The sequence below is a fragment of the Arenimonas sp. genome (genome assembly GCF_035312645.1).
In the GTDB taxonomy this organism is placed as follows: domain Bacteria; phylum Pseudomonadota; class Gammaproteobacteria; order Xanthomonadales; family Xanthomonadaceae; genus Arenimonas.
Genome location: NZ_DATGBO010000063.1, coordinates 1 through 19,206, shown reverse-complemented (window position 1 = coordinate 19,206; position 19,206 = coordinate 1). Strand labels below are relative to the sequence as shown.

The 19,206-nt window shown below is 63.3% G+C and carries 21 protein-coding genes; 7 read left to right on the top strand and 14 right to left on the bottom strand.

The genetic code is table 11. From position 1 onward, the window contains the following. The 3 genes from VKM35_RS05935 to bcp all read right to left on the bottom strand — a co-directional run. Positions 1-442: DMT family transporter (locus VKM35_RS05935; RefSeq protein WP_324319359.1), on the bottom strand; the 442-nt coding region annotated here is incomplete at its 3' end. A gap of 4 nt (positions 443-446) precedes the next feature. Next, positions 447-935 carry an SRPBCC family protein gene (locus tag VKM35_RS05930; RefSeq protein WP_324319356.1) on the bottom strand — a complete coding sequence of 163 codons (489 nt, stop codon included), beginning with the start codon at positions 933-935 and terminating at the stop codon, positions 447-449. 266 nt (positions 936-1,201) lie between these two features. Continuing rightward, positions 1,202-1,855, bottom strand: a complete 654-nt coding sequence (gene bcp / locus VKM35_RS05925) for a thioredoxin-dependent thiol peroxidase (protein ID WP_324319354.1) — start codon at positions 1,853-1,855, stop codon at positions 1,202-1,204. Positions 1,856-2,044: 189 nt separating this feature from the next. On the opposite strand from bcp, the gene VKM35_RS05920 reads away from it, so the two are divergent. Beyond that, on the top strand, positions 2,045-2,581 hold the full coding sequence (locus VKM35_RS05920) for a YaeQ family protein (RefSeq protein ID WP_324319352.1): 537 nt from the start codon (positions 2,045-2,047) through the stop codon (positions 2,579-2,581). An 82-nt stretch (positions 2,582-2,663) separates the two neighbouring features. On the opposite strand, the gene VKM35_RS05915 is transcribed toward VKM35_RS05920, so the two are convergent. The 6 genes from VKM35_RS05915 to VKM35_RS05890 all read right to left on the bottom strand — a co-directional run bounded on the left by VKM35_RS05915 (position 2,664) and on the right by VKM35_RS05890 (position 9,697). Next, the gene (locus VKM35_RS05915) at positions 2,664-2,939 is read right to left on the bottom strand and encodes a GIY-YIG nuclease family protein (RefSeq protein ID WP_324319349.1); all 276 of its coding nucleotides are present in this window, start codon (positions 2,937-2,939) and stop codon (positions 2,664-2,666) included. An 8-nt stretch (positions 2,940-2,947) separates the two neighbouring features. Continuing rightward, a complete protein-coding gene (locus VKM35_RS05910) occupies positions 2,948-3,265 on the bottom strand; it encodes a YkgJ family cysteine cluster protein (RefSeq protein WP_324319347.1) in 318 nt (105 codons plus the stop codon). Positions 3,266-3,439: 174 nt separating this feature from the next. Then, positions 3,440-5,857 (bottom strand): TonB-dependent receptor, encoded by a 2,418-nt coding sequence (locus VKM35_RS05905; protein WP_324319345.1) that lies wholly within the window; start codon positions 5,855-5,857, stop codon positions 3,440-3,442. Positions 5,858-5,900: 43 nt separating this feature from the next. Next, positions 5,901-7,925, bottom strand: coding sequence for a tetratricopeptide repeat-containing sulfotransferase family protein (locus tag VKM35_RS05900; protein WP_324319343.1), 2,025 nt, complete (start codon positions 7,923-7,925; stop codon positions 5,901-5,903). A 156-nt stretch (positions 7,926-8,081) separates the two neighbouring features. Continuing rightward, entirely contained in the window at positions 8,082-9,068 is a 987-nt protein-coding gene (locus VKM35_RS05895; RefSeq protein WP_324319342.1) for a peptidylprolyl isomerase, read from the bottom strand. 35 nt (positions 9,069-9,103) lie between these two features. Further along, positions 9,104-9,697, bottom strand: a complete 594-nt coding sequence (locus VKM35_RS05890; protein WP_324319340.1) for a class I SAM-dependent methyltransferase — start codon at positions 9,695-9,697, stop codon at positions 9,104-9,106. Between the two features lie 68 nt (positions 9,698-9,765). On the opposite strand from VKM35_RS05890, the gene VKM35_RS05885 reads away from it, so the two are divergent. The 3 genes from VKM35_RS05885 to VKM35_RS05875 are packed head-to-tail and all read left to right on the top strand — an operon-like array spanning position 9,766 to position 11,097. Then, the gene (locus tag VKM35_RS05885; RefSeq protein WP_324319338.1) at positions 9,766-10,533 is read left to right on the top strand and encodes a class II aldolase/adducin family protein; all 768 of its coding nucleotides are present in this window, start codon (positions 9,766-9,768) and stop codon (positions 10,531-10,533) included. Between the two features lie 4 nt (positions 10,534-10,537). Next, on the top strand, positions 10,538-10,732 hold the full coding sequence (locus VKM35_RS05880; protein ID WP_324319336.1) for a hypothetical protein: 195 nt from the start codon (positions 10,538-10,540) through the stop codon (positions 10,730-10,732). After that, positions 10,729-11,097 (top strand): TfoX/Sxy family protein, encoded by a 369-nt coding sequence (locus VKM35_RS05875; RefSeq protein ID WP_324319334.1) that lies wholly within the window; start codon positions 10,729-10,731, stop codon positions 11,095-11,097. Before VKM35_RS05880 ends, VKM35_RS05875 begins: the two co-directional genes overlap by 4 nt. Here VKM35_RS05875 and VKM35_RS05870 read toward each other — a convergent pair. The 3 genes from VKM35_RS05870 to VKM35_RS05860 all read right to left on the bottom strand — a co-directional run bounded on the left by VKM35_RS05870 (position 11,083) and on the right by VKM35_RS05860 (position 15,300). Further along, positions 11,083-13,365 carry a CocE/NonD family hydrolase gene (locus VKM35_RS05870; RefSeq protein ID WP_324319332.1) on the bottom strand — a complete coding sequence of 761 codons (2,283 nt, stop codon included), beginning with the start codon at positions 13,363-13,365 and terminating at the stop codon, positions 11,083-11,085. The genes VKM35_RS05875 and VKM35_RS05870 overlap by 15 nt on opposite strands. A 106-nt stretch (positions 13,366-13,471) precedes the next feature. Further along, complete coding sequence (gene ygiD, locus VKM35_RS05865) at positions 13,472-14,230, bottom strand: 4,5-DOPA dioxygenase extradiol (protein ID WP_324319363.1); 759 nt, start codon at positions 14,228-14,230, stop codon at positions 13,472-13,474. Positions 14,231-14,331: 101 nt separating this feature from the next. Then, positions 14,332-15,300 carry a quinone oxidoreductase gene (locus VKM35_RS05860; protein WP_324319330.1) on the bottom strand — a complete coding sequence of 323 codons (969 nt, stop codon included), beginning with the start codon at positions 15,298-15,300 and terminating at the stop codon, positions 14,332-14,334. A gap of 128 nt (positions 15,301-15,428) precedes the next feature. On the opposite strand from VKM35_RS05860, the gene VKM35_RS05855 reads away from it, so the two are divergent. After that, the gene (locus VKM35_RS05855; RefSeq protein ID WP_324319328.1) at positions 15,429-15,791 is read left to right on the top strand and encodes a PadR family transcriptional regulator; all 363 of its coding nucleotides are present in this window, start codon (positions 15,429-15,431) and stop codon (positions 15,789-15,791) included. After that, a complete protein-coding gene (locus VKM35_RS05850; RefSeq protein WP_324319326.1) occupies positions 15,791-16,687 on the top strand; it encodes a sensor domain-containing protein in 897 nt (298 codons plus the stop codon). The genes VKM35_RS05855 and VKM35_RS05850 overlap by 1 nt, the downstream gene beginning before the upstream one ends. Before the next feature lie 119 nt (positions 16,688-16,806). On the opposite strand, the gene VKM35_RS05845 is transcribed toward VKM35_RS05850, so the two are convergent. Beyond that, the gene (locus VKM35_RS05845; protein ID WP_324319324.1) at positions 16,807-17,196 is read right to left on the bottom strand and encodes an MAPEG family protein; all 390 of its coding nucleotides are present in this window, start codon (positions 17,194-17,196) and stop codon (positions 16,807-16,809) included. A 211-nt stretch (positions 17,197-17,407) separates the two neighbouring features. On the opposite strand from VKM35_RS05845, the gene VKM35_RS05840 reads away from it, so the two are divergent. After that, positions 17,408-17,953 (top strand): DUF1415 domain-containing protein, encoded by a 546-nt coding sequence (locus tag VKM35_RS05840; protein ID WP_324319361.1) that lies wholly within the window; start codon positions 17,408-17,410, stop codon positions 17,951-17,953. A 248-nt stretch (positions 17,954-18,201) separates the two neighbouring features. Here VKM35_RS05840 and VKM35_RS05835 read toward each other — a convergent pair. Continuing rightward, positions 18,202-19,206: acyl-CoA dehydrogenase C-terminal domain-containing protein (locus VKM35_RS05835; RefSeq protein WP_324319322.1), on the bottom strand; the 1,005-nt coding region annotated here is incomplete at its 5' end.

The window sequence follows — 19,206 nt, the reverse complement described above, 5'->3', positions numbered from 1 at the left end:
CCACGCCCAGACGCATGCCATCTGGTACGCCGCCCGCCACCAGCGCCACACCCGGCACCACGGCGATGCCGAATCCAACTTCCCGCCAATCGAAGGGCCGGCGCGCGATGCCCGGCTCGACCAGCGCGAGAAATACCGGTGCCAGCGCGATGCAGGTGACCGCGACCGAAGCGTTGGCGAGTTTGATCGCGCCGTAAAAAGTCAGCCAGTGCAGGGCCACGATCACGCCGATGCCTGCGTAGATCAACAGCAGCTTTCCCGACAGCGCGCGCAGTCCGCGCCAGACGCGCGGCAGCAGCAACAGCGCGACCGTCACCATGCCCATGCGCCACCACACCAAGGCCAGCGCGGAAAGCGAAATGAGCTTCCCGAGAATCGCCGTGAATCCCCAGAGCAGCACGCATAGATGTATCTGCCAAAGGGCCTTGCGCTGCGCCGGCATCGCCTCAGGGCCTCGCGATCGACATCGTCGCGGCGCGCCCGGCGAGCAATCGTTCGCGTGTCGCGTGCAGGAGTTTCTCGAACAGATGGGAAGCCTTGCGCGCGTAATGCGGCTCCAGCAGGCGGCCGATCAGCGGCAACGGTATGGAGAATCGCGAATGCCACTCGATGCGCGTGCCGTCATTTTCCGAAACGAATTCCAGCCAGCCGCGTTCGTGCACGAAGGGCTTGCGCCGGCCGCGCGCGCCACTCATGCGCAACACCCGGTATTCGAATCCATGCGGTGGCCGGAATGCGGTGATCTGTTCGACGAACAACAGCCCGCGCACCTGGACCTCTCGGATCGCGCCAAGACCGTTGCGCTCCAAGGCACCCACCCGACTCAAGCGACAGCTGATGCCGGGGCCGCTGAAAAAATTCTCGTGATCGCTGATCGCCGCGAACACCAGGGCGACCGGGGCAGGGATGTAGACACTGACGTGGATTTCGCGCATCCCGCAGTCTAGGTCAGCTCGTGCGTTTGGCGATAGTTCCGATCGCAGGTTTTTGAGAATGGGGAGTTGCCGATAGTGAGTGGTGAGCGGTGAGTGGTGAGCGGAAAAGCATTTGAGGTTTCGTCATCCCCGCGAAGGCGGGGATCCAGTGACTTTTCTCACCGTCGCCAGAGAACACAAAGACACTGGATCCCCGCCTTCGCGGGGATGACGAGCAAATGTTCTTCCGCGCACTACTCACCACCAATTATTCGCGTCGACTCCCGTCATTTCTTCCTCGGCATCGAACCGGCTTTCCTTGCCGCTGCCTTGGCAGCGGTCTTCGTCGTTTTCTTCGTTGCGGAAACTTTCTTCGCCACGGAAACTTTCTTCGGCGCAGCTTTTTTCACCGCGGCTGTCTTCGGTATAGTTTTCTTTGCCGCGGAAGACTTCTTCACCACCGCCTTTTTCGTCGGAGCGGCATCTCCACGCAAATAGGCAAGTACTTCCGTCGGGTGCGTGTCCGGGCTGACTTTTTCCCAGACCTGTTCGATCCTGCCGCGGGCATCGATCACGAAGCTGCTGCGTTGTATCCCGAAATACTTTCGGCCGTACATGCTTTTTTCCACCCAGACGCCATAGGCTTCGAGCAGTTTGTGTTCGGGGTCGGCGAGCAAAGGGAAATTCAGCGCGTATTTTCTCGCGAACTTCGCGTGCTTCTTTTCTTCGTCGGCGCTGACGCCAAATACCGGCACGGTCAGTTTCTCGAAAGCCGGCAGGTTGTCGCGGAATGCACAGGCTTCCCGGGTGCAGCCCGGCGTGTCGTCCTTGGGATAGAAATACAGGAGATAGCGCTGGCCTTTGAGGCTGCTGCTGCGAACGGTCTCGCCGGTGTCGCTGGCCAGTTCGAAAGCGGGTGCGGCGTCGCCGATCTTGAGCATGCTGGGTCTCCTTGGACTGGGATGCCGATGCGCGTCGGCGCAGCCGGGCAGGCAGGTTTCGAACACGGCACCGGATTTTCTGCTTGCCGACATCTTAAACAACTGCGTGCGCCGCCGGCATGAGTTTGCGTGGTCGTTCGCGCATGTGGCGCAGGCTACAATCCGGGCCCGTTCTCCGAAGGTGAAGTCATGGCCGTCAAAGCGACCATCTACAAGGTCGATCTGCAGATCAGCGACATGGACCGCCATTACTACCAGGCGCATTCGCTGACCCTGGCGCAGCATCCTTCGGAAACCGAGGAGCGTCTGATGGTACGGCTGCTTGCGTTTGCATTGAATGCGAGCGAATCGCTGGCGTTCGGCAAGGGCATCAGCACCGACGACGAGCCCGACCTCTGGGATCGCGATCTCACCGGTTCGATCGAGTTGTGGATCGACATCGGCCAGCCCGACGAACAACGCATCCGCAAGGCCTGCGGTCGCGCCCGCAAGGTCATCGTGCTGACCTACAGCGGGCGCAGCGCGGATATCTGGTGGGAGAAGACCGCCGCTGCGGTCGAACGCTGCAAGAATCTCGCCGTGTCCGACTTGTCGGCGGCAAGCACGCAAGCCCTGACAGCGCTGGCAAACCGCAACATGAAATTGCAGGTATTCATCCAGGACGGCCAGGTGCAGGTGATGGATGAAAGCGTGACGGTGGATCTGGAGATGAGCGTTCGACGCTGATGATTTCCGCCTTTTCGCCTTTGTAGGAGCGACGCGAGTCGCGATATCCCTGGGCGCACAAGAATCGCGACTTGCGTCGCTCCTACAAAGGCGGATTTTCGGTGGCGGCCGCGCCATTCCGCACGCACCACGCCCGCTTCTCCGTCACCGGCAATTGCTTTAGCGCGTATTCGGCCTTGAGTGCGCTGGACCGATCGGCGCAGGCCATCACTGCCAGCAATTGTTTCGGTGGCCGTGAGCGTGTGTATTTCGCGCCTTTGCCGGCGACGTGGTTGGCGTAGCGTTTTTCCACATCCACAGCGATGCCGGTATACAAGCTGCCGTCCCGGCATTCGATCACGTAAACGAACCAGGCCATGAGCGGTTTCAGCGCAGACTGATCGCGATCCGGCGCCAGTCGGCGCGCGCGGCACGGCAATCGCTGCCGCCCTCGGCGAATTCGCGGCAGACCCAGGGGCGGCGTTCGTAGATCGTGCAGCGCAGGCTGTCCCGATCCAGCGCCAGACACCAGCCATCGTCGGCCTTGCCCATGATTTCGTGGCCGTGTTCGTCGTGATCGATGAAGTGCGCCGGTGGATCATCGCCGGGCAGCAGCATGACCGGCAGCTGGCAGCAGATCGCCTGGCAGCTTGAGCAATGGATGCTCTTGTCGATGTCTTCCGGCTCGCTGTGTTCGATGCGCATGCCGCGATTGTCCCATGCTGGTCGATCCCACGCTGGCTGGCCGGGCAGCGCGTCGCCTGAAAAAGAAACGCCGGGCCCGGTTGCCCGGGCTCGGCGTCAATGAATCCGCTGCTGTTTGCGCGATCCCGGCCATTGCTTGCGAAATGGCCGGGATCCGACATTGGCCGCTGTCGATCAGAACTCCTGCGAGATGCGCACGCCCAGCGTCCGTGGCTGCGAAACGATGTCGTAAGGCTCGACACCGCAGGTCAGCGTGGCGCATTGCGCGAAGCGGGCGAGTTGCGCGCGCTTGTCGAAGGCATTTTTCAGGTAGAAATCGAACGACCAGCTGCTCTTTTTGAAACCCGCCGACAGATCCGCGGTGGTATAGGCCGCGAGACTGCCCATCAGGTCCTGTTGTGCCGTGCGCAGGTCGGTGGTGCGGTTGCCGACATGGAACGCCGTCGCCTGCCAGTACACCTCGTAGTCGCCCACTTCGAAGGTATAGCGCGCGGTGACATTGCCCTTGATGCGTGCGGTCAGTGGCAGTCGTGTTCCTGCGGGTGCCTGGACGACGGAAGGCGCGCAGTTGGTTTCCGGATTGCCGAGCGCGTCCAGCGTGCCGCAGTAATCCTTGGTCAGTTTCGCGTCGTAGTAGGCGAGGCCGCCGGAGATCGTCAGGTTGTAGGTCGCGGCCCAGTTGAGTTCCGTCTCCAGGCCACGGATGCGTGCCTGGCCGGCGTTGCGGATTTCGGTCAGGCCGTTCTGGCCGAGGTAGGAGAACTGGAAGTTGCGCCAGTTCTCCTGGAACACCGCGCCGTTGAACGACAGACGATCGCCGGCCCAGGTGGTTTTCCAGCCGGCCTCGTAGTTGGTGAGGAAGTCCGACAGGTACGGTGCCAGCGAACCACGACGGTTGATGCCGCCGGGGCGATAACCTTCCGACCAGGTCGCGTAGATCATCTTCTTGTCGTTGATCTGGTAGGTCAGGTTGAAGCGGCCGAGGTGGTTGCGCTCGCTGACCTTCTGATCGAGGTTGACGCAGGGCGCGCCGTGGAAGGTTTCCGGCGAGAAGCAGGCGGCTTCGCCGGTGCTGCTGCTGTAGCCCGGACCATAACCGAAGAAGCCCTTGAGGCTGTTTTGCGCCTTGAAGAAACGCATGCCGCCGGTGGCGGTGAGCTTGTCGGTGATGTCGAAGGACATTTCCCCGAACAGGGCTTCGTCATGGTCCTTGCGCAACTGCGCGGTCAGCCAGATGGTGTCCGGCCAGCCGGTGACTTCCACCGACTTGCCGAGGCCATCGACGAGATAGTCCTGCAGGATGTCGTGCGACTGCTGTTGCCAGAACAGGCCGGCGACGAAACGGAAGCGCTTTTCCGCCGGCGACGAGATGCGCAGCTCGTGGCTGGTCTTGTTGTAGCCGTCAACGGCATGGATGTGCTGCGACGGATTGATCAGGTTGCCGCTGTCGTCGACAAAAGACGCACCGTAGGCGCTGTCGTACCAGAACGAGTAGTCGCTGTAGTCGGAATCGGAATCGACGTCGCGCTTGAGGTGCGAGAAGGAATAGACGAGATCGAAGTTGCCGATCTTGCCCTGGATCGCCAGTGCCGCCTGGGTCCAGCGATCCTTCGAACGCTCGGGATAGAAATGCGTCAGCTTGAGATCGCCGATGCGCGGCTCGTAGCCGGAACTGCCGCGCGAGTTCTGCTGCTGCGACATGATCGTCGGCGAGATCGTCCAGTTGTCGTTGAGGTCGATCTTCAGCGCCGCGCGCAGGCCGTCGGTATCGGAGGTGTTGTAGTTGTTCTTGGCGTTGACGCTGTTGTTGATGGTGATGCCGGACGTCGGAAACGTGCGCGTGCCGAACACGTTGTCGACGTAACCGGCGTTGTGCTTGCTCCAGCCGACCAGGCGGATGGCGGCTGCCGGGCTGATCGGGATGTTGGCGAAACCTTCCGTGACGTGGCCGATGCCGCCGCCGTCGATCTTGTTGCCTTCCACCGAATAGCCGGCTTCGAAGCGGGTGGGGTCGGGCTTGTTGGTGATGATGCGCAAGGTGCCGGCCTGCGAACTGGCGCCGTACAGCGTGCCCTGCGGACCCGCGAGTGCCTCGATGCGGGCGATGTCGTAGATGTTGACGTCGAGCGCGCCCTCGATGGTGGTGATCGGCTGGTCGTCGAGGTAGACGCCGACGCTGGGCTGCGAACCGGAGTGATTGCCATCGCCGCCGCTGGCGACGCCGCGCATGTACACCTGCACGAAACCCGGACCCGGGAACACGCCGCCGCCCTGGCTCTGGAACGACACGCTGGGCAGCAGGTTGGCATAGCCGTTGAAGTCGGAGACGTGTTGCTGCTTGAGCTGTTCCTCACCCAGTACCTGGATGCTGATCGGCACCTTCTGCAGGTTCTCGGTACGTTTTTGCGAGGTAACCGTCACCGTTTCCAGGGTCTTGGCTTTCTGGCCGTTCGTGCCGGTCGCCGGCGCCTGCGTATCGGCCTGCGCGAACGCGGCCGAACTCATCGCGAAATAGATCGCGGCGGCCAACGGCAGCCTGGTCAACGCCCAGGAACGGTTTCGATCTGGTCTGGCCTTCTTCGACTTCTGCATCTTGCTGGCTCCCCTTGGTTCGTGTGGATGCAACGATAGCGCACTAGCTGAAAGACGATGGTGCCGCCGGATAGGCGGCGAGCACCGGACCGAGCGCCGCTTTCAGCGGGCCCAGCCAGGGTTCGTAGTGGCGCCAGTGATCGACGCCATCGCGGTAGATCGGTTGCCGAACCTGCTCGGAGCTGGCGGTGCGCACCGGGCGCGCGTTCTCGAAAAAGCGCAGGCATTGTTCTTCGAACGGCAGCCCGCAGTAATCGAGCAGGCGCCGCACTTCGGTCTCGGTGTCATCGACCATCGTTTCGTAGATGACGCGATGGATGCGCCCAGGCAACGCCGCATCGTAATGCGCCATCAGCTCAACGTAGTCGCGGTAGTAGCGGCCGATGTCGCTGAGGCTGTAGCTGAAACTCTGGCCACGCGCGAAGTGTTGCTTGAAGCCCGAGAAACAACAGGCCAGCGGATGCCGGCGCGCATCGATGATCTTCGCGTTCGGCAGCATGAGCTGGATCAGGGCGATGTGGACGAAATTGTTCGGCATCTTGTCGATGAAATGCCGGCTGCCGGTCTTGCGCTGGATGCGCGTGCGCGTGATGTATTGCTCGCCCAGCTCGCGCAGGGCCCCGATATCGAGGCGGGCAAGCGCATCGTGGTAGGGACTGGCCTGGTTGGCGTCGCCCTGCTGGCGCAGTTCGCGCGTCATCGAAATGATTTCCGGCAGTTCCATCGTGCCTTCCACCGCCGAATGGCTGGCCAGGATCTGCTCGATCAGCGTGGAGCCCGAACGCGGCAGGCCGACGATGAAAATCGGATCATCGTTCGCGGCGCCGGAACCGGCGCGCTGTCGGAAGAAATCGCCATCGAACATCTGCCTGGCGCGTTGCATGCGCGCGGTGTTTTCGTCGGCGTTGTATGGGATGGCTTCCAGGCGCAGGGCATTGCCACGGAGGTAATGCTGGAACGAGGGGGCATAGTCGCCGGCATCTTCGAGCGCCTTGCCGACCGCGAATTCGAAATGGAAGCGCTCGCCGGCATCGAGATCGGCACGCGCGAGTTGCGCATGCATGCATTGCAGGTCGGCGGCAGTGAAGCGGAAGGTCTTGAGATTGGCGAGACTCCAATAGGCTTCGCCGAAACCGGGGTCGAGCGCGATGCTTTTCCGGTAGGCATCGATCGCGCTGTCCAGGTGTCCACCGGTCTTGAGCGCGTGGCCGTAGCTGAGCCAGACCTTGGCGTTGTTTGGATATTCGCGCAGGATGCCGGCATAGAGCGCGATCGCCTCTTCGCAGTCGCCGGTGCGGCTGAGGATCACCGCCTTGAGGTTGCGATGGCCGGGATTGGATGGCGCAGTCGCCAGCAATTTCTCGACCTCGACCAGGGCTTCGCCCGGCTTGTTGCTGCGATACAGGACCAGCGCGTAATTCTGCCGTGCGGCATGAAACCCCGGCGCGAGCTGCAGGCAGCGCGCCAGCAGGTTTTCTGCGTCTTCCTGGCGGCCGAGTCGTGCGGCGACCTCGGCGAACATGCGGATCGCGGCAACGTCGGTCGGTGCCTTCTTCAGGTGTTCGCGCAGCAGGGCTTCCGCTTCGGCGATGCGGTCTTCGCACAGTGCGGCACCGGCCGCGAGCAGGCCGGGATCGCGACTGGAAAACTGAATGTGATTGCCGTATGCCGCATCGGCGCCGGCGCTGTCGCCCATCGCGGCGAGATGATCGCCCAATGCCAGCCAGGCCTGCGGAAGGTCGGGCTGAAGTGCGACGGCGCGTTGCAGTGCGGCCACCGCATCTTCGCCGCGTCCGGCGCGACCAAGAGCGAAGCCGAGTTCGAGATGCGCCATCGGCCAACGCGGCTGTGCGGCGGCGAGTGGGGCGAGGATGGCCAGGGCCTGCGGCAATTGTCCGCGGGCGGTGTGCGAGGCGCCGAGCAGGAGCAGCGCAAGCGGGTGCTCGCCGACGGCGCGGATGATTTCCGTGGCCTGTTCGGCGGCCAGCGCGGGGTCGCTCTCAAGCAGGCGGGCAGTGTGCTCCAGCGCCATTTCCAGCGAGCCCGTCGGTTCCGACACCACAGTCATCCCGTCTCCATCCCCTGGCTGCCGACCGCCCCGGGAGGCAGGTTTTTTCGAGTCTGGCGCATGCGCCCTGCGGTTTCAACACGGCTCACGCGGCGGTTTCTCCTGTCGGCGCCAGGCTCGCCGATCGCGACCATGCGGGCTGCGTCGATGGCGATTTCATTTGCCGGCGGCGGCTTTGCCGTCGCCAGAGGTGGCAGCGTCGGCGATCGGCCGCACCGGGATCAGCACGTTGCAGACATCGACATGGCCGGCCGGTGCGATGTACCAGTCGTCGTGGCGATTGCGCCGCGCTTCGGCGACGGCGGCGAAGGTCGCGGAATCGGTGCGCAGCACCTCGAGCTTGCTGCGCTCGGCATCCGGAACATCGGCGGCGAGGCGGATCGTGCTGATCGGCGTGCGCTGCTCGGGCTTCTCGTAGAAGCCGAGTTGTCCGGTACCGCGCGGCATCACCGACAGCTTCTCGATGCCCTGCACAACGCGACCGACCACGGCGATGTTGCGGTCCAGGTGTCGCGGCGCGTTGCCGATGATCACGTACAGGCCACTACCATTGCCGCTGTCGGCTTCGTTGCCGCGCGCCACACCGAGGGCACCGTAGCAATGCGTGAGCCAGGTCTGCCCGGTCTTGGGATTGCGACCGACCGGGAAGCCCTGGCTGAAACCGACCTGCGGCGCGTAGCCGTCGCTGTCGGGCAGGCGGGTGAATGGGATCTTCGCGTTGATCGCGGCGGTGAATTCCGGCGCCAGCGTTTTCTTCGCGCTGCCGAGCGGACGCGCGGTCTTTTCGTCTTCGTAGGGGTCGCCCCATTGCACGACGTAGTTGTCCTGCGAACGCAGGATCGCCAGGCCGTCGAAATATTTCTCCCGCACCAGCGTGCGGATGTTGTCCGCATGCAGCGGCGCGAATGCCGGCGCGAGTTCGATCACCACGCGGCCGCTGGGCAGTTCGAGATACAAGGTGTTTTCCGGATCGAGCGGGCGCCAGTCGGTGGGTTTGGACGCGGCGAGGATGTCGGACGTGCTCTTTGAATGCGCGGCCGCTTTCTGCGCCGGTTTATCGGCGGCCTGGCCGCTGCCCAACACGCAGGCAAAGGCGAGGACGGTGCATTGCAGGGCGCGGCGGCGCGTGCGGCGATCGGACATGGCGGCATCTCCAGACGATGAAGGGATTTCGGAAATCATGCCTGCGTTTCCAGCGCGGATGCATGCGCGCCCAGATGCGAGCTCAGATATATGTGCGACCCGCAGGCGCGCAGGCCAGCGGCGGCGAATTGCTGGCGATACCAGGATGCGCGACGCGGCAGGAAACCGTTTTTGTCGCCGACGATATCGTCTTCCTTGCTGAACACTTCGATGAAAGCGACGCCGTCGCAGAGTTCGTCGAATCCGGCGAGGCCGCGCTTGAGTTCGGCATTCGGCACGTAATGCAGCATGTCCGAACAGACCAGCAGGTCGACGGCCTGGCCGAAACGCAGTTCGCCAAGCTGGCCGAAACTCGCCAGCGCGAGGTTGCGGCGGCGGCCGTATTTGCGCACCGCGTATTCGCTGGAATCGACGCCGCGGTAATGCAGCTTCGGACGCAATTTCAGCAGCGGCGCGCGCCAGCTGCCTTCGCCGCAGCCGACATCGAGCACGCTGCGGATCGGCCGCTGGAGATAGTGCTCGGCGGTCGCCACGGCCATCGCCACCTTGCGGGTCAGCGCGGCCTTGCTGTGCAGGCCGCGTTCGCGATACCAGCGCTCGAAATAGCGGTCGTCGTACTGTTTGCTCATCCGGGATCTCGGCAGGGCGCTGCCGGGAGAGTACATTCTCCCTCTGGTTTCGTCAGCGAGTTCGCCGCATGAATGCTCTGGTCCGCCCCGAAGTGAAGCAAAGCGTTTCGCCCGAGGAGTGGGCGCTGCGCGTCGATCTGGCCGCTTGCTACCGACTGATCGCCCTGCATGGCTGGTCGGATCTGGTGTTCACGCATATCTCGGCCAAGCTGCCCGGACCGGAAGAACACTTCCTGATCAATCCCTATGGCGCGCTGTTCGAGGAGATCACCGCCAGCAGCCTGGTCAAGGTCGACCTGCACGGCGCGATCGTCGGCGACTCGCCGTTCCCGGTGAATCCGGCCGGCTTCACCATCCACAGCGCGGTGCATGCCGCGCGCCACGATGTCGGTTGCGTCCTGCATGTGCACACGGTCAACGGCATCGGCGTGTCCGCGCAGAAATTCGGCGTGCTGCCGATTTCGCAGCAGTCGATCTTCGTGTTGTCGAGCTTGGGCTATCACGATTACGAAGGCGTGGCCCTGCGCGACGAGGAAAAGCCGCGTCTGGTCGAATCCCTGGGCAGCAACACCTTCCTGATGCTGCGCAATCACGGCCTGCTTACCGTCGGCGCCAGCATCGCCGATGCTTTCCTGGCGATGTACCTGTTCGAGACCACCTGTGCGATCCAGTTGCGCGCGCAGAGCGGTGGCGGCGAATTGATCAGTATCCATCCGATGATCGTCGCCACCGCCCAGCAGCAGGCTGCGCAGGTGACGAAGAATCTCGGCGGTGCGCTCGCCTGGCCTGGCCTGCTGCGCAAGCTCGACCGCCTCGACGGCAGTTTCCGGGAGTAGCGCGATGGCTTCCCTGGTCTGGGGCATGCTGTTCGGCTCGATCGGCTTCGGTTATTTCATCTACGGCAAGAAGCAGTCGCAGTTGCTGCCGCTGTTTTGCGGCATCGGCCTGATGTTGTTCCCGTATTTCGTCGACGGCACGGCGTGGATGCTGTTGATCGGCGGACTGCTGATGGCCGCGCCGTTCCTGCGTCGATGAAACGCGACGACGGTTTCATCGCGTATCTGCACGAATTGCTCGATCCGCTGGGCACGATCAGCACGCGGCGGATGTTCGGCGGGCATGGCATCTATTGCGACGGTGTGTTTTTCGCGATCGTGATCGACGAGCGGATCTACCTGAAGGTCGATGAAGAATCGCGCGGCCGTTTTCACGACGCAGGCTGCGCTCCCTTTGTCTACGAGAGTCGCGGCGAACCGATCGCGATGAGTTACTGGAGCGTGCCCGACGAGGCGATGGATTCGGCCGAGCAGATGCAGCCCTGGGCGAAGCTGGCGATTGCGGCGGCGCTGCGCAAGCCCGAGAAGAAAAAAAGAAGCCGGTCCAAGTCAGCGACCCGCTGAAGGTGGCGCCGCCTGTCGCCAGACCGGGATGTCGATATAGCTGCTGTCGTACCAGCGCAGGTGCAATGGACGTTTGCCGTCGGCGATGGTTTCGTCGCTCACGTCCTTGCCGCTGCCGTAGTTGATCTGGATGTCGGGCTGCTTGTTGACGCTCAGTACCAGCACCAGACGACTGCCGGGCTGCAGCTGTCGCGAGGTCATGCGTTCGCTGGTGAATGTCAGGCTCTGGCGTTTGCCCGGTGTCAGCAGGGAGCGATGACTGCGGTCGCGGGCGAAACTCGCCCGGCCGATGTGCGAGGACAGCTGCAGGTATTCGCCGCTGGGCAGCAGCTCATACAGCGCGAGGTTGTAGTCGACGTCGCGCTTGTCGATGCTGAAATCCAGGCGCCCGGAAAACAGGCCGCTGAACTCGGTGGCCTGCGTCATCGGGTCGCTCAGAAAGACCAGTCCGTTGTTGCTGTCGACGCTCCGGTTGATCAGCAGGGGCGGTGAGGCGTAGTCGATGTTGCTGCGATCGCCGAAGTCGACGCTCTGTTCGATGACGGCACCACGCGGCGGCCGCGCCGCATCGAGCCGACGCTGGTCGCCGACCTGGTCGTCGGTCAGGTGGAAGCGCAGCACGCTGTTGGCCATCGTCGCCAGCGTTGGTGCGTGCTTCCATTCGTTCGCGCCCATCACCTGGTAGTTGATCCGATCCTGCAGCAGCTCCGGTTTCTTCCCGCCCTTGAACAGGTAGTCGAACCACTGGTAGCGCAGTTCCGGCAAGTCGATGCTCGCGGCCGGATCGATGTCGTAGCCGAGCAGGTTGCGGGCAACGCCGTTCTGCATGACGAAATGATCGTAGGGGCCGATTACCAGGCTGTGGTCCGCGCGCGGGTTGTAGCGCAGGTGCTGGTTCAAGTAATAGAGCGCGCCGACCATGCCGCCATCGTAGTAGCCGGTAGTGGTCAATACCGGGATGTCGATGCCGGCGAATTCTTCCCGATACGGAATCATCCGCTGCCAGTACGCGTCGTAGCTGGGGTGGTCCAGCCAGCGGCGGAAGACCGGGCTTGGCGTGCCGTCGATGCGATCGAGCGAACGATAGGCCTGCCCGCTGGCATACCAACTACGATTCAGTCGCGTCCAGCGCGCCTGGTCGTTGTAGGTCGCGTCGTCGAGTGCCTTGTTGTTGGTGGTGTAGGGCACCCATGGATAGAGGAAGTTGAGGAAAACGCCGCCCTGCATCGGTACGTCGATGCCTGGCGCCGTCGTCGCCGAATCCATGATCGCCTTGAGCGCCGGCGGATGATGCTTGGCGGCGGCCCAGGCGGCGAACCCGTTGTAGCTGCCGCCGTACATGCCGACACGGCCGTCGCTCCAGGGTTGTTTGCTGATCCAGTCGATCACCGCGGCGGCATCCTCGCCGTCGTGTTCATACGGAACGACCGGGTCGGGGCTGCGGCCCTTGCCGCGGGTGTAGGCGACCACGCCGGCATAGCCGTAGGCGGCGGACTTTTTCGCGTCGGTGATGCCCCAAAGATCCACCGAATAGATGGTGAATTCGAACAGCGTCGGCAGCGTTGTGCCGACCGACCTAGGCCTGACCAGCATCGCTGCGACGTGGGCGCCATCGGGCATCGTGATCAGCACCTGGTCGTCGATCAGGTAGCGACGATGATCGTCTTCCGCGACCAGCGCATCGGTGTGCGGTAGCAGCGTCTCGTAGGCGCGCAGGAAGTGATACTTGCGGACCAGCTCCAGAGCATCGGCCAGCGCGATGAAGTGTCGCCCGCGTTGCTGCGCCAGCGCTTTGCCGAAATCCGCGCGCGCCTGGTCCAGATCGGCATGGAAGGAAAATACCGCCTGCAGCGCGGTCTTGTCGTCGAGTCGGCCGTAGACGTCGCGGAAGGCTTGCACGAAAGCATCGGCGAGCGGCAGATGGCGGTCGTCGGCCAATTTCTCCGCCCGCGCGTAGATCTCGTACTGGACGAACAGGGCGTTGCTCTGCGCCGCATTGCCGTTGCGACGCAGTTCGCGCAGTTGCTGGATCGTCCGCACGGCTTGGTCGTCGTCGCCGGCAATCGTCTGCAGGCGGAACAGCTTGTTGAGATAGGTGTCGTGGTTGTCTTCGCGATAGATCGCCAGGGTTCGTCCGGCCAGCGCTTTCATCGCTGGTGCCAGCGCGGCGTCGTCTTGTTCGGCAGTCGCCGTGAAATCGATCTGTTGGGCCGAGGCGTAGCCGCTGGCGAGCAGGCAGAGCAGGGCAAGGCACAGCGCTTTCAGCATGGTTTTGGTCTCGACGATGAGGGCGGCAGCACGCGGCAGCGATGCCGGCGAGTGAGGTTGCTCATATGCAGGCGATGCGGTGTTTGAACCCGGGGCAGGCTGCGCCTTACCCGATCACCACAGAACGCATCGCAATCGAGCCGAGTACCTGTTCGTTGAAGAACGATACCGCGTCGTCGTCGTTCTGCAGCGCGAGCACGTATAGCAGCGGCAGGTAATGCTCCGGCGTCGGGATCGACAGCAGCGCATCGGGGCCGAGGGTTTCGTAGCCGAGCAGGCCTTCGTGGTGACGCTGGCTGATGCGCTCGGCGATGTCCTCGTCGAAGCGCACGGCCCAGTCCAGCGGTTTCGGATCGTTGAAACGGAACAGGCGCAGGTTGTGCACGATGTTGCCGCTGCCGACGATCAGCACGCCTTCCTCGCGCAGCGGCGCCAGCGCTTTCGCCAGGTCGTAATGCCAGGCGCCGGGTTGCAGGATCGACAGGCTCAGTTGCACGACCGGAATATCGGCCTCGGGATACATCGGCCCGAGCACGCTCCACACGCCATGATCCAGACCGCGCCCCGCGTCCTGATGCACGCGCACGCCGGTGAGCAGTTCGGCAACACGATGCGCCAGTGCCGGGCTGCCGGGTGCGCGGTAGTGCACGTCGAACAAAGCTTTCGGAAAACCGTAGAAATCGTGGATGGTTTCAGGGTGTTCGCTGGCAGTGACGTAGACACCGCGGGTTTCCCAATGCGCCGAGATGCACAGGATGGCTTTCGGTCGCGGCAGGCGTTTGCCCAGGGCCTGCCAGCTGCGGCGGAAATCGTTGTCCTCGATGGCGTTCATGGGCGAGCCATGGCCCAGGAAAATGACGGGCATCTTGCCCGCCGGAACCGCGACGCTCATCGGCCACCTCGCCTTGATTGACGGCCCAACACTACTACTGCCGGACCGGGAAGAAAATCACCCGTGTTCGAGGCTCAAGGCAGCAGCAAGACCTTGCCGACGCTGCCGCGACCTTCGAGCAGCGCATGCGCCGCGGCGCCATCGCGCAGCGGAAATCTCGCAGCGATGTTGACCTGCAGGTGGCCATCACGGATCGCGGCGAACAACCGCTCGGCGCGCGATTGCCGTGCCTGCGCGCTGGTCAGCACATTCCACAGATCGCCGCCAACCAGCGTGAGCGAGCGATCCATCAATACGCGCGGATCGACCGGATCGGGATCGCCCGCGGCCATGCCGAAAAAAACCACGGTGCCGCCGGTGCGCGTGGCCGCCATGCTCTGCGCCAGTGTGCGACCGATCGAATCGTAGGCGACGTCGACGCCGTCCGGCGCGAGCGTGCGTAATTGCGCGGGCCAGTCGCTGCTGGAATCGATCGCTGCGAACGCGCCGGCAGCAAGCGCCGCCGCGCGTTTTTCCGCGGACGAGGCCAGCGCAAATACGCGGGCATCGCGTGACGTCGCCAGTTGCGTCAGTAACAGCCCGACACCGCCACCGGCCGCGTGCACCAGCACGGTATTGCCGGGGCGCAGCGCGTAGCTGTCCTCGATCAGAAATTGCGCGGTCAGGCCTTGCAGCAGCACTGCGGCAGCGGTGTCATGAGCGATGTCGTCGGGCAGCGCGATGAGCTTGTCGAGCGCGACGGCGACGAGTTCGGCATTCGCAAAAGCGCTGTCGGCGAAAGCGACGCGCTGGCCGACATGCCAGCCGCGATCGGCATCGTCCGCATGCAGTGCGTGGATTTCTCCGGAGGCTTCGTATCCAGCAATCCAGGGTGGCGATCCGGCGAGGTGGTAACGACCCTGGCGACGATAGATGTCGGCGAAATTCAGGCCGATCGCGCGGGTGCGGATCACGGCGTGGCCGGGTGTCGGCTGTGGATCGGGCAGGGAGGTCCAGTCGAGGACCTCGGGGCCGCCAAAGCTTGAGAAGGTGAGGGCATGCATGGCCGGCTCCAGTCGCGAGGCCGGAATGATGGCATGGCGCCAATCCGGCCCGACATGACTTATGGCAGGTTCGCTATAGTCAACTTGATAATACTGTCGGCTCACGAATAGTCACCGGACGCCTGGCGATGGCCGAGATCGAGTCCCACCTCAAGAAATTCCAGAAGGAGCTGAGCACCGGGACGGTTTCCCTGGTTCTTCTGGCCGTGCTCAACCAGTCCGCCGAGCCGATGTACGGCTACCAGATCGCCAAGCGCCTGGAGCGCGGTGGCGATGGGCTTTTCGCCGGCAAGCAGAGTGCGCTCTACCCGGTGTTGCGCAACCTCGACGGCGCTGGCCTGCTGGCCAGCGACGTCGAACCCTCGGTCGCCGGGCCGCCGCGGCGCTACTACCGGATCACCGAGCTCGGTCAGCAGGTACTCGCTGCCTGGGTGAAAAACTGGAGTACCGCCCGCGAATTCGTCGATAACGTGTTGAAAGGAACGCCGTGATGACTGCCACCACCCCGAGAAACATTCCCGAATACCTGGAGCAGCTGCGTCGCGCCCTTGTCGATGCCGATCCGGCGCTGGTGCAGGACGCGCTCTACGATGCCGAGGAGTACCTGCGTTCGGAAATGGCCGAGCAGCCTGGCGTCGACGAGGCCACGCTGCTGGCGAGCATCGCCACCAGCTACGGCGCGCCCGAAGAAGTGGCGGACATCTATCGCCAGACCGAGAGCACGGTGGTGCAAGCGCTGCGGCCGCCGCCAAAACGCGAGCATCGTTCGTTGGCCGGCAAGTTCTTCGGCGTGCTCGCCGATCCGCGCGCCTACACCGCACTGCTTTACATGCTGCTGTCGCTGGCCACGGGCACGCTGTACTTCACCTGGGCCGTGACCGGCATCAGCCTGTCGCTGGGGTTGGCGATCCTGATCATCGGCATTCCGTTCGCGATCCTGTTTTTCGCCAGCGTGCGCGGTATTTCCCTGGTCGAGGGACGCGTGGTCGAGGCCTTGCTTGGTGAACGCATGCCACGCCGGCCGCTGTACACCGATCGCGAGCAGTCGATGATGACGCGCATCAAGACCTTGTTCACAGATCCGCGTACGTGGTCGTCGATGCTCTACATGCTGCTGATGCAGCCACTGGGCGTGCTCTATTTCACCCTGGCGATCACCGCGATCAGCCTCTCGCTGGGTTTCGCCACGATGCCGCTGGCGCAGTTCTTCGGTTCGGACGCGGTGATGAGTTTCGGCGACACGCAGATCACGCTGCCGCTATGGACGACGCCGCTGACGATGCTGATCGGCCTGCTGATGATCACGCTGGTCCTGCACGGCGCCCGCGGCATCGGCTACCTGCACGCGCAACTGGCCAAGCACCTGCTGGTGAAATCGGCGGCCTAAGCGGGATTCGTTCAAGCGCTTCGAGAAAACCCAGGAATCCCCTCTCCCCGCAAAACGGGGGAGAGGGTCAGGAGGAGGAGTGTTTCAGCCTTGGATCACGGCAACGCTGCGCAGAAAAATCACGCCAGCATCTGCGCGACGATTCCCCAGAGGCTCATGAGCAGCAACAGGACGAAGGCCGTGAACGCGACGAGGAAGCCGCCGCTGCGCTTGCCGGTGGCATTGATGTAGCCGAACACGTACCACAGGCGGCCGACCAGCCAGGCGAAGCCGAGGTACGCGGCGTATTGCTCCTTGCTGTAGATCGTCGCCAGCCATAGCACCGGCAGAAACATCAGCGTCTGTTCGAGCGTGTTCTGATGCGCGCGGAAGGCGCGTTCGAAATCCGGATGGCCGGTGATCGCCGGCGCGTCGATCTTGTAGAGTCCGCGCGCGCGACCGACCATGATCATGGCGATGAAGATGATGACGACGTTCAGGGCAGTGATCAGGGCAGCATGGAGATGCATGGTGTTTCCGTCGGAAAGTGAAGGCGGGCCACTCTATCGTTTCCGGCGGGCATCACCAAGTTCGACGGGTCGCCAGCCTGCGCGTAGCGCTGGGACGCTGTATCCGACAACGATCCTCGCGATTGGGTTTGCCGCCGGCGAGGGCTACACTGCTCCGACTTGATCCCGGTCGGAATCGTCCTGGAGAGCCTTGGTGGAATCGCACGACACGATGATTGCGCGGACGCGCGAGTGGCTGGAAAAGGCCGTGATCGGCCTCAACCTGTGCCCGTTCGCCAAGGCCGTGCACGTCAAGCAGCAGATCCGCTACGTGGTCAGCGATGCCACCGATGAAGAACAACTGTTGGCCGATCTGTTGCTGGAACTAGAGTCGCTGTACGACGCCGATCCCGAGGAAGTCGAGACGACGTTGATCATCCATCCGTACGTGCTGAGCAACTTCCTCGACTACAACGATTTCCTCGACGTCGCCGATGCATCGGTTTCCGAACTCGAACTCGACGGCGAAATCCAGGTCGCGAGCTTCCATCCCGATTACCAGTTCGCCGATACCGCGCCCGACGACATCGAAAATTTCAGCAACCGCGCGCCGTATCCGACCTTGCATCTGCTGCGCGAAACCAGCGTCGAGAAAGCCGTCGCGGCATTTCCGGATGCCGCCAACATCTACCAGCGCAATATCGACACCCTGCGCCAGCTTGGTCATGCCGGCTGGCGCGCGCTATGGACGGAATCGCGTGCCGAGGCGCAGCCATGAGCACGGTGCGCCTGCGCAGCCTGGTCGCATTGGCGATGACCTTGCTGGTATTGGTGGCGCTGGTAAAGGTGGCTTGAGCGTTTCGTAGTGTGAGCCCCTCATCTGCCCGCCGGGCATCTTCTCCCCGTTTGCGGGAAGAAGAACTAAAAATTATTCCGCGCAAGCGCACTACGAATTTCAAGTCCCCCTCTCCCCGCGCAACGGGGAGAGAGTTGGGGTGAGGGGCGCTTCATCAGCGCCGCATCAACTCAAAACAGCCCCGCATCCAGATCCATCAGCGACTTCGCACCTGCGCGCGCGGCCTGCAGCTGGAACGCGGTTTCCGGCAGCAGCCTGGCGTAGTAGAAACGCGCGGTCGCCAGTTTCGCCTTGTAAAAATCGTCGCCGCTGTCGAGCTTGTCCAGCGCGACGCGCGCCATCCGTGCCCAAAGCCATGCATAGATCAGGTGGCCGACCACGCGCAGATACGGCACCGACGCCGCGCCGACTTCATCGGCATCGGTCATCGCCTTGATCGCAAGTTCGGTGCTGAGTTTCGCCACGTCTTCGCCCAGGGCGAGCAGCGGCACGATGAATTCGTTCATCTCGGGCTTGTCCGATTGCTCTTCCACGAACGCCTTGACGATCCCGCCGAACAACCGCAGTCGTGCGCCTTGGTCGTGCAGGACCTTGCGGCCGAGCAAGTCCAGTGCCTGGATGCCGTTGGTGCCTTCGTAGATCATGTTGATGCGCGAGTCGCGCACGTATTGCTCGACGCCCCATTCGCGGATGAAACCGTGGCCACCGAATACCTGCATGGCGAGGTTGTTGGTCTCGAAGGCGTTGTCGGTGATGAAGGCCTTGATGATCGGCGTGATGAAGGCAATCAGTTCGTCGGCATCCGCGCGCACTTTCGCATCGGGATGCGAGAGATGGCGATCGGTGAGCAGCGCCGCCCAGGTGGTGATCGCGCGGCCGCCTTCGTTATAGGCCTTGCAGGTCAGCAGCATGCGCCGCACATCCGGATGCACCATGATCGAATCGGCGGGTTTTTCCGGCTGCTTGATGCCGGTGGCGGAACGCCCCTGCAGGCGATCGCGGGCGTAGGCGAGGGCATTCTGATAGGCGGTTTCGGCGATGCCGAGCGACTGCATGCCGACACCCAGGCGCGCCGAATTCATCATCACGAACATCGCGGCCAGACCCTTGTGCGGTTCACCGATAAGCCAGCCGGTGGCGGCGTCGAGATTCATTACGCAGGTCGCGTTGCCGTG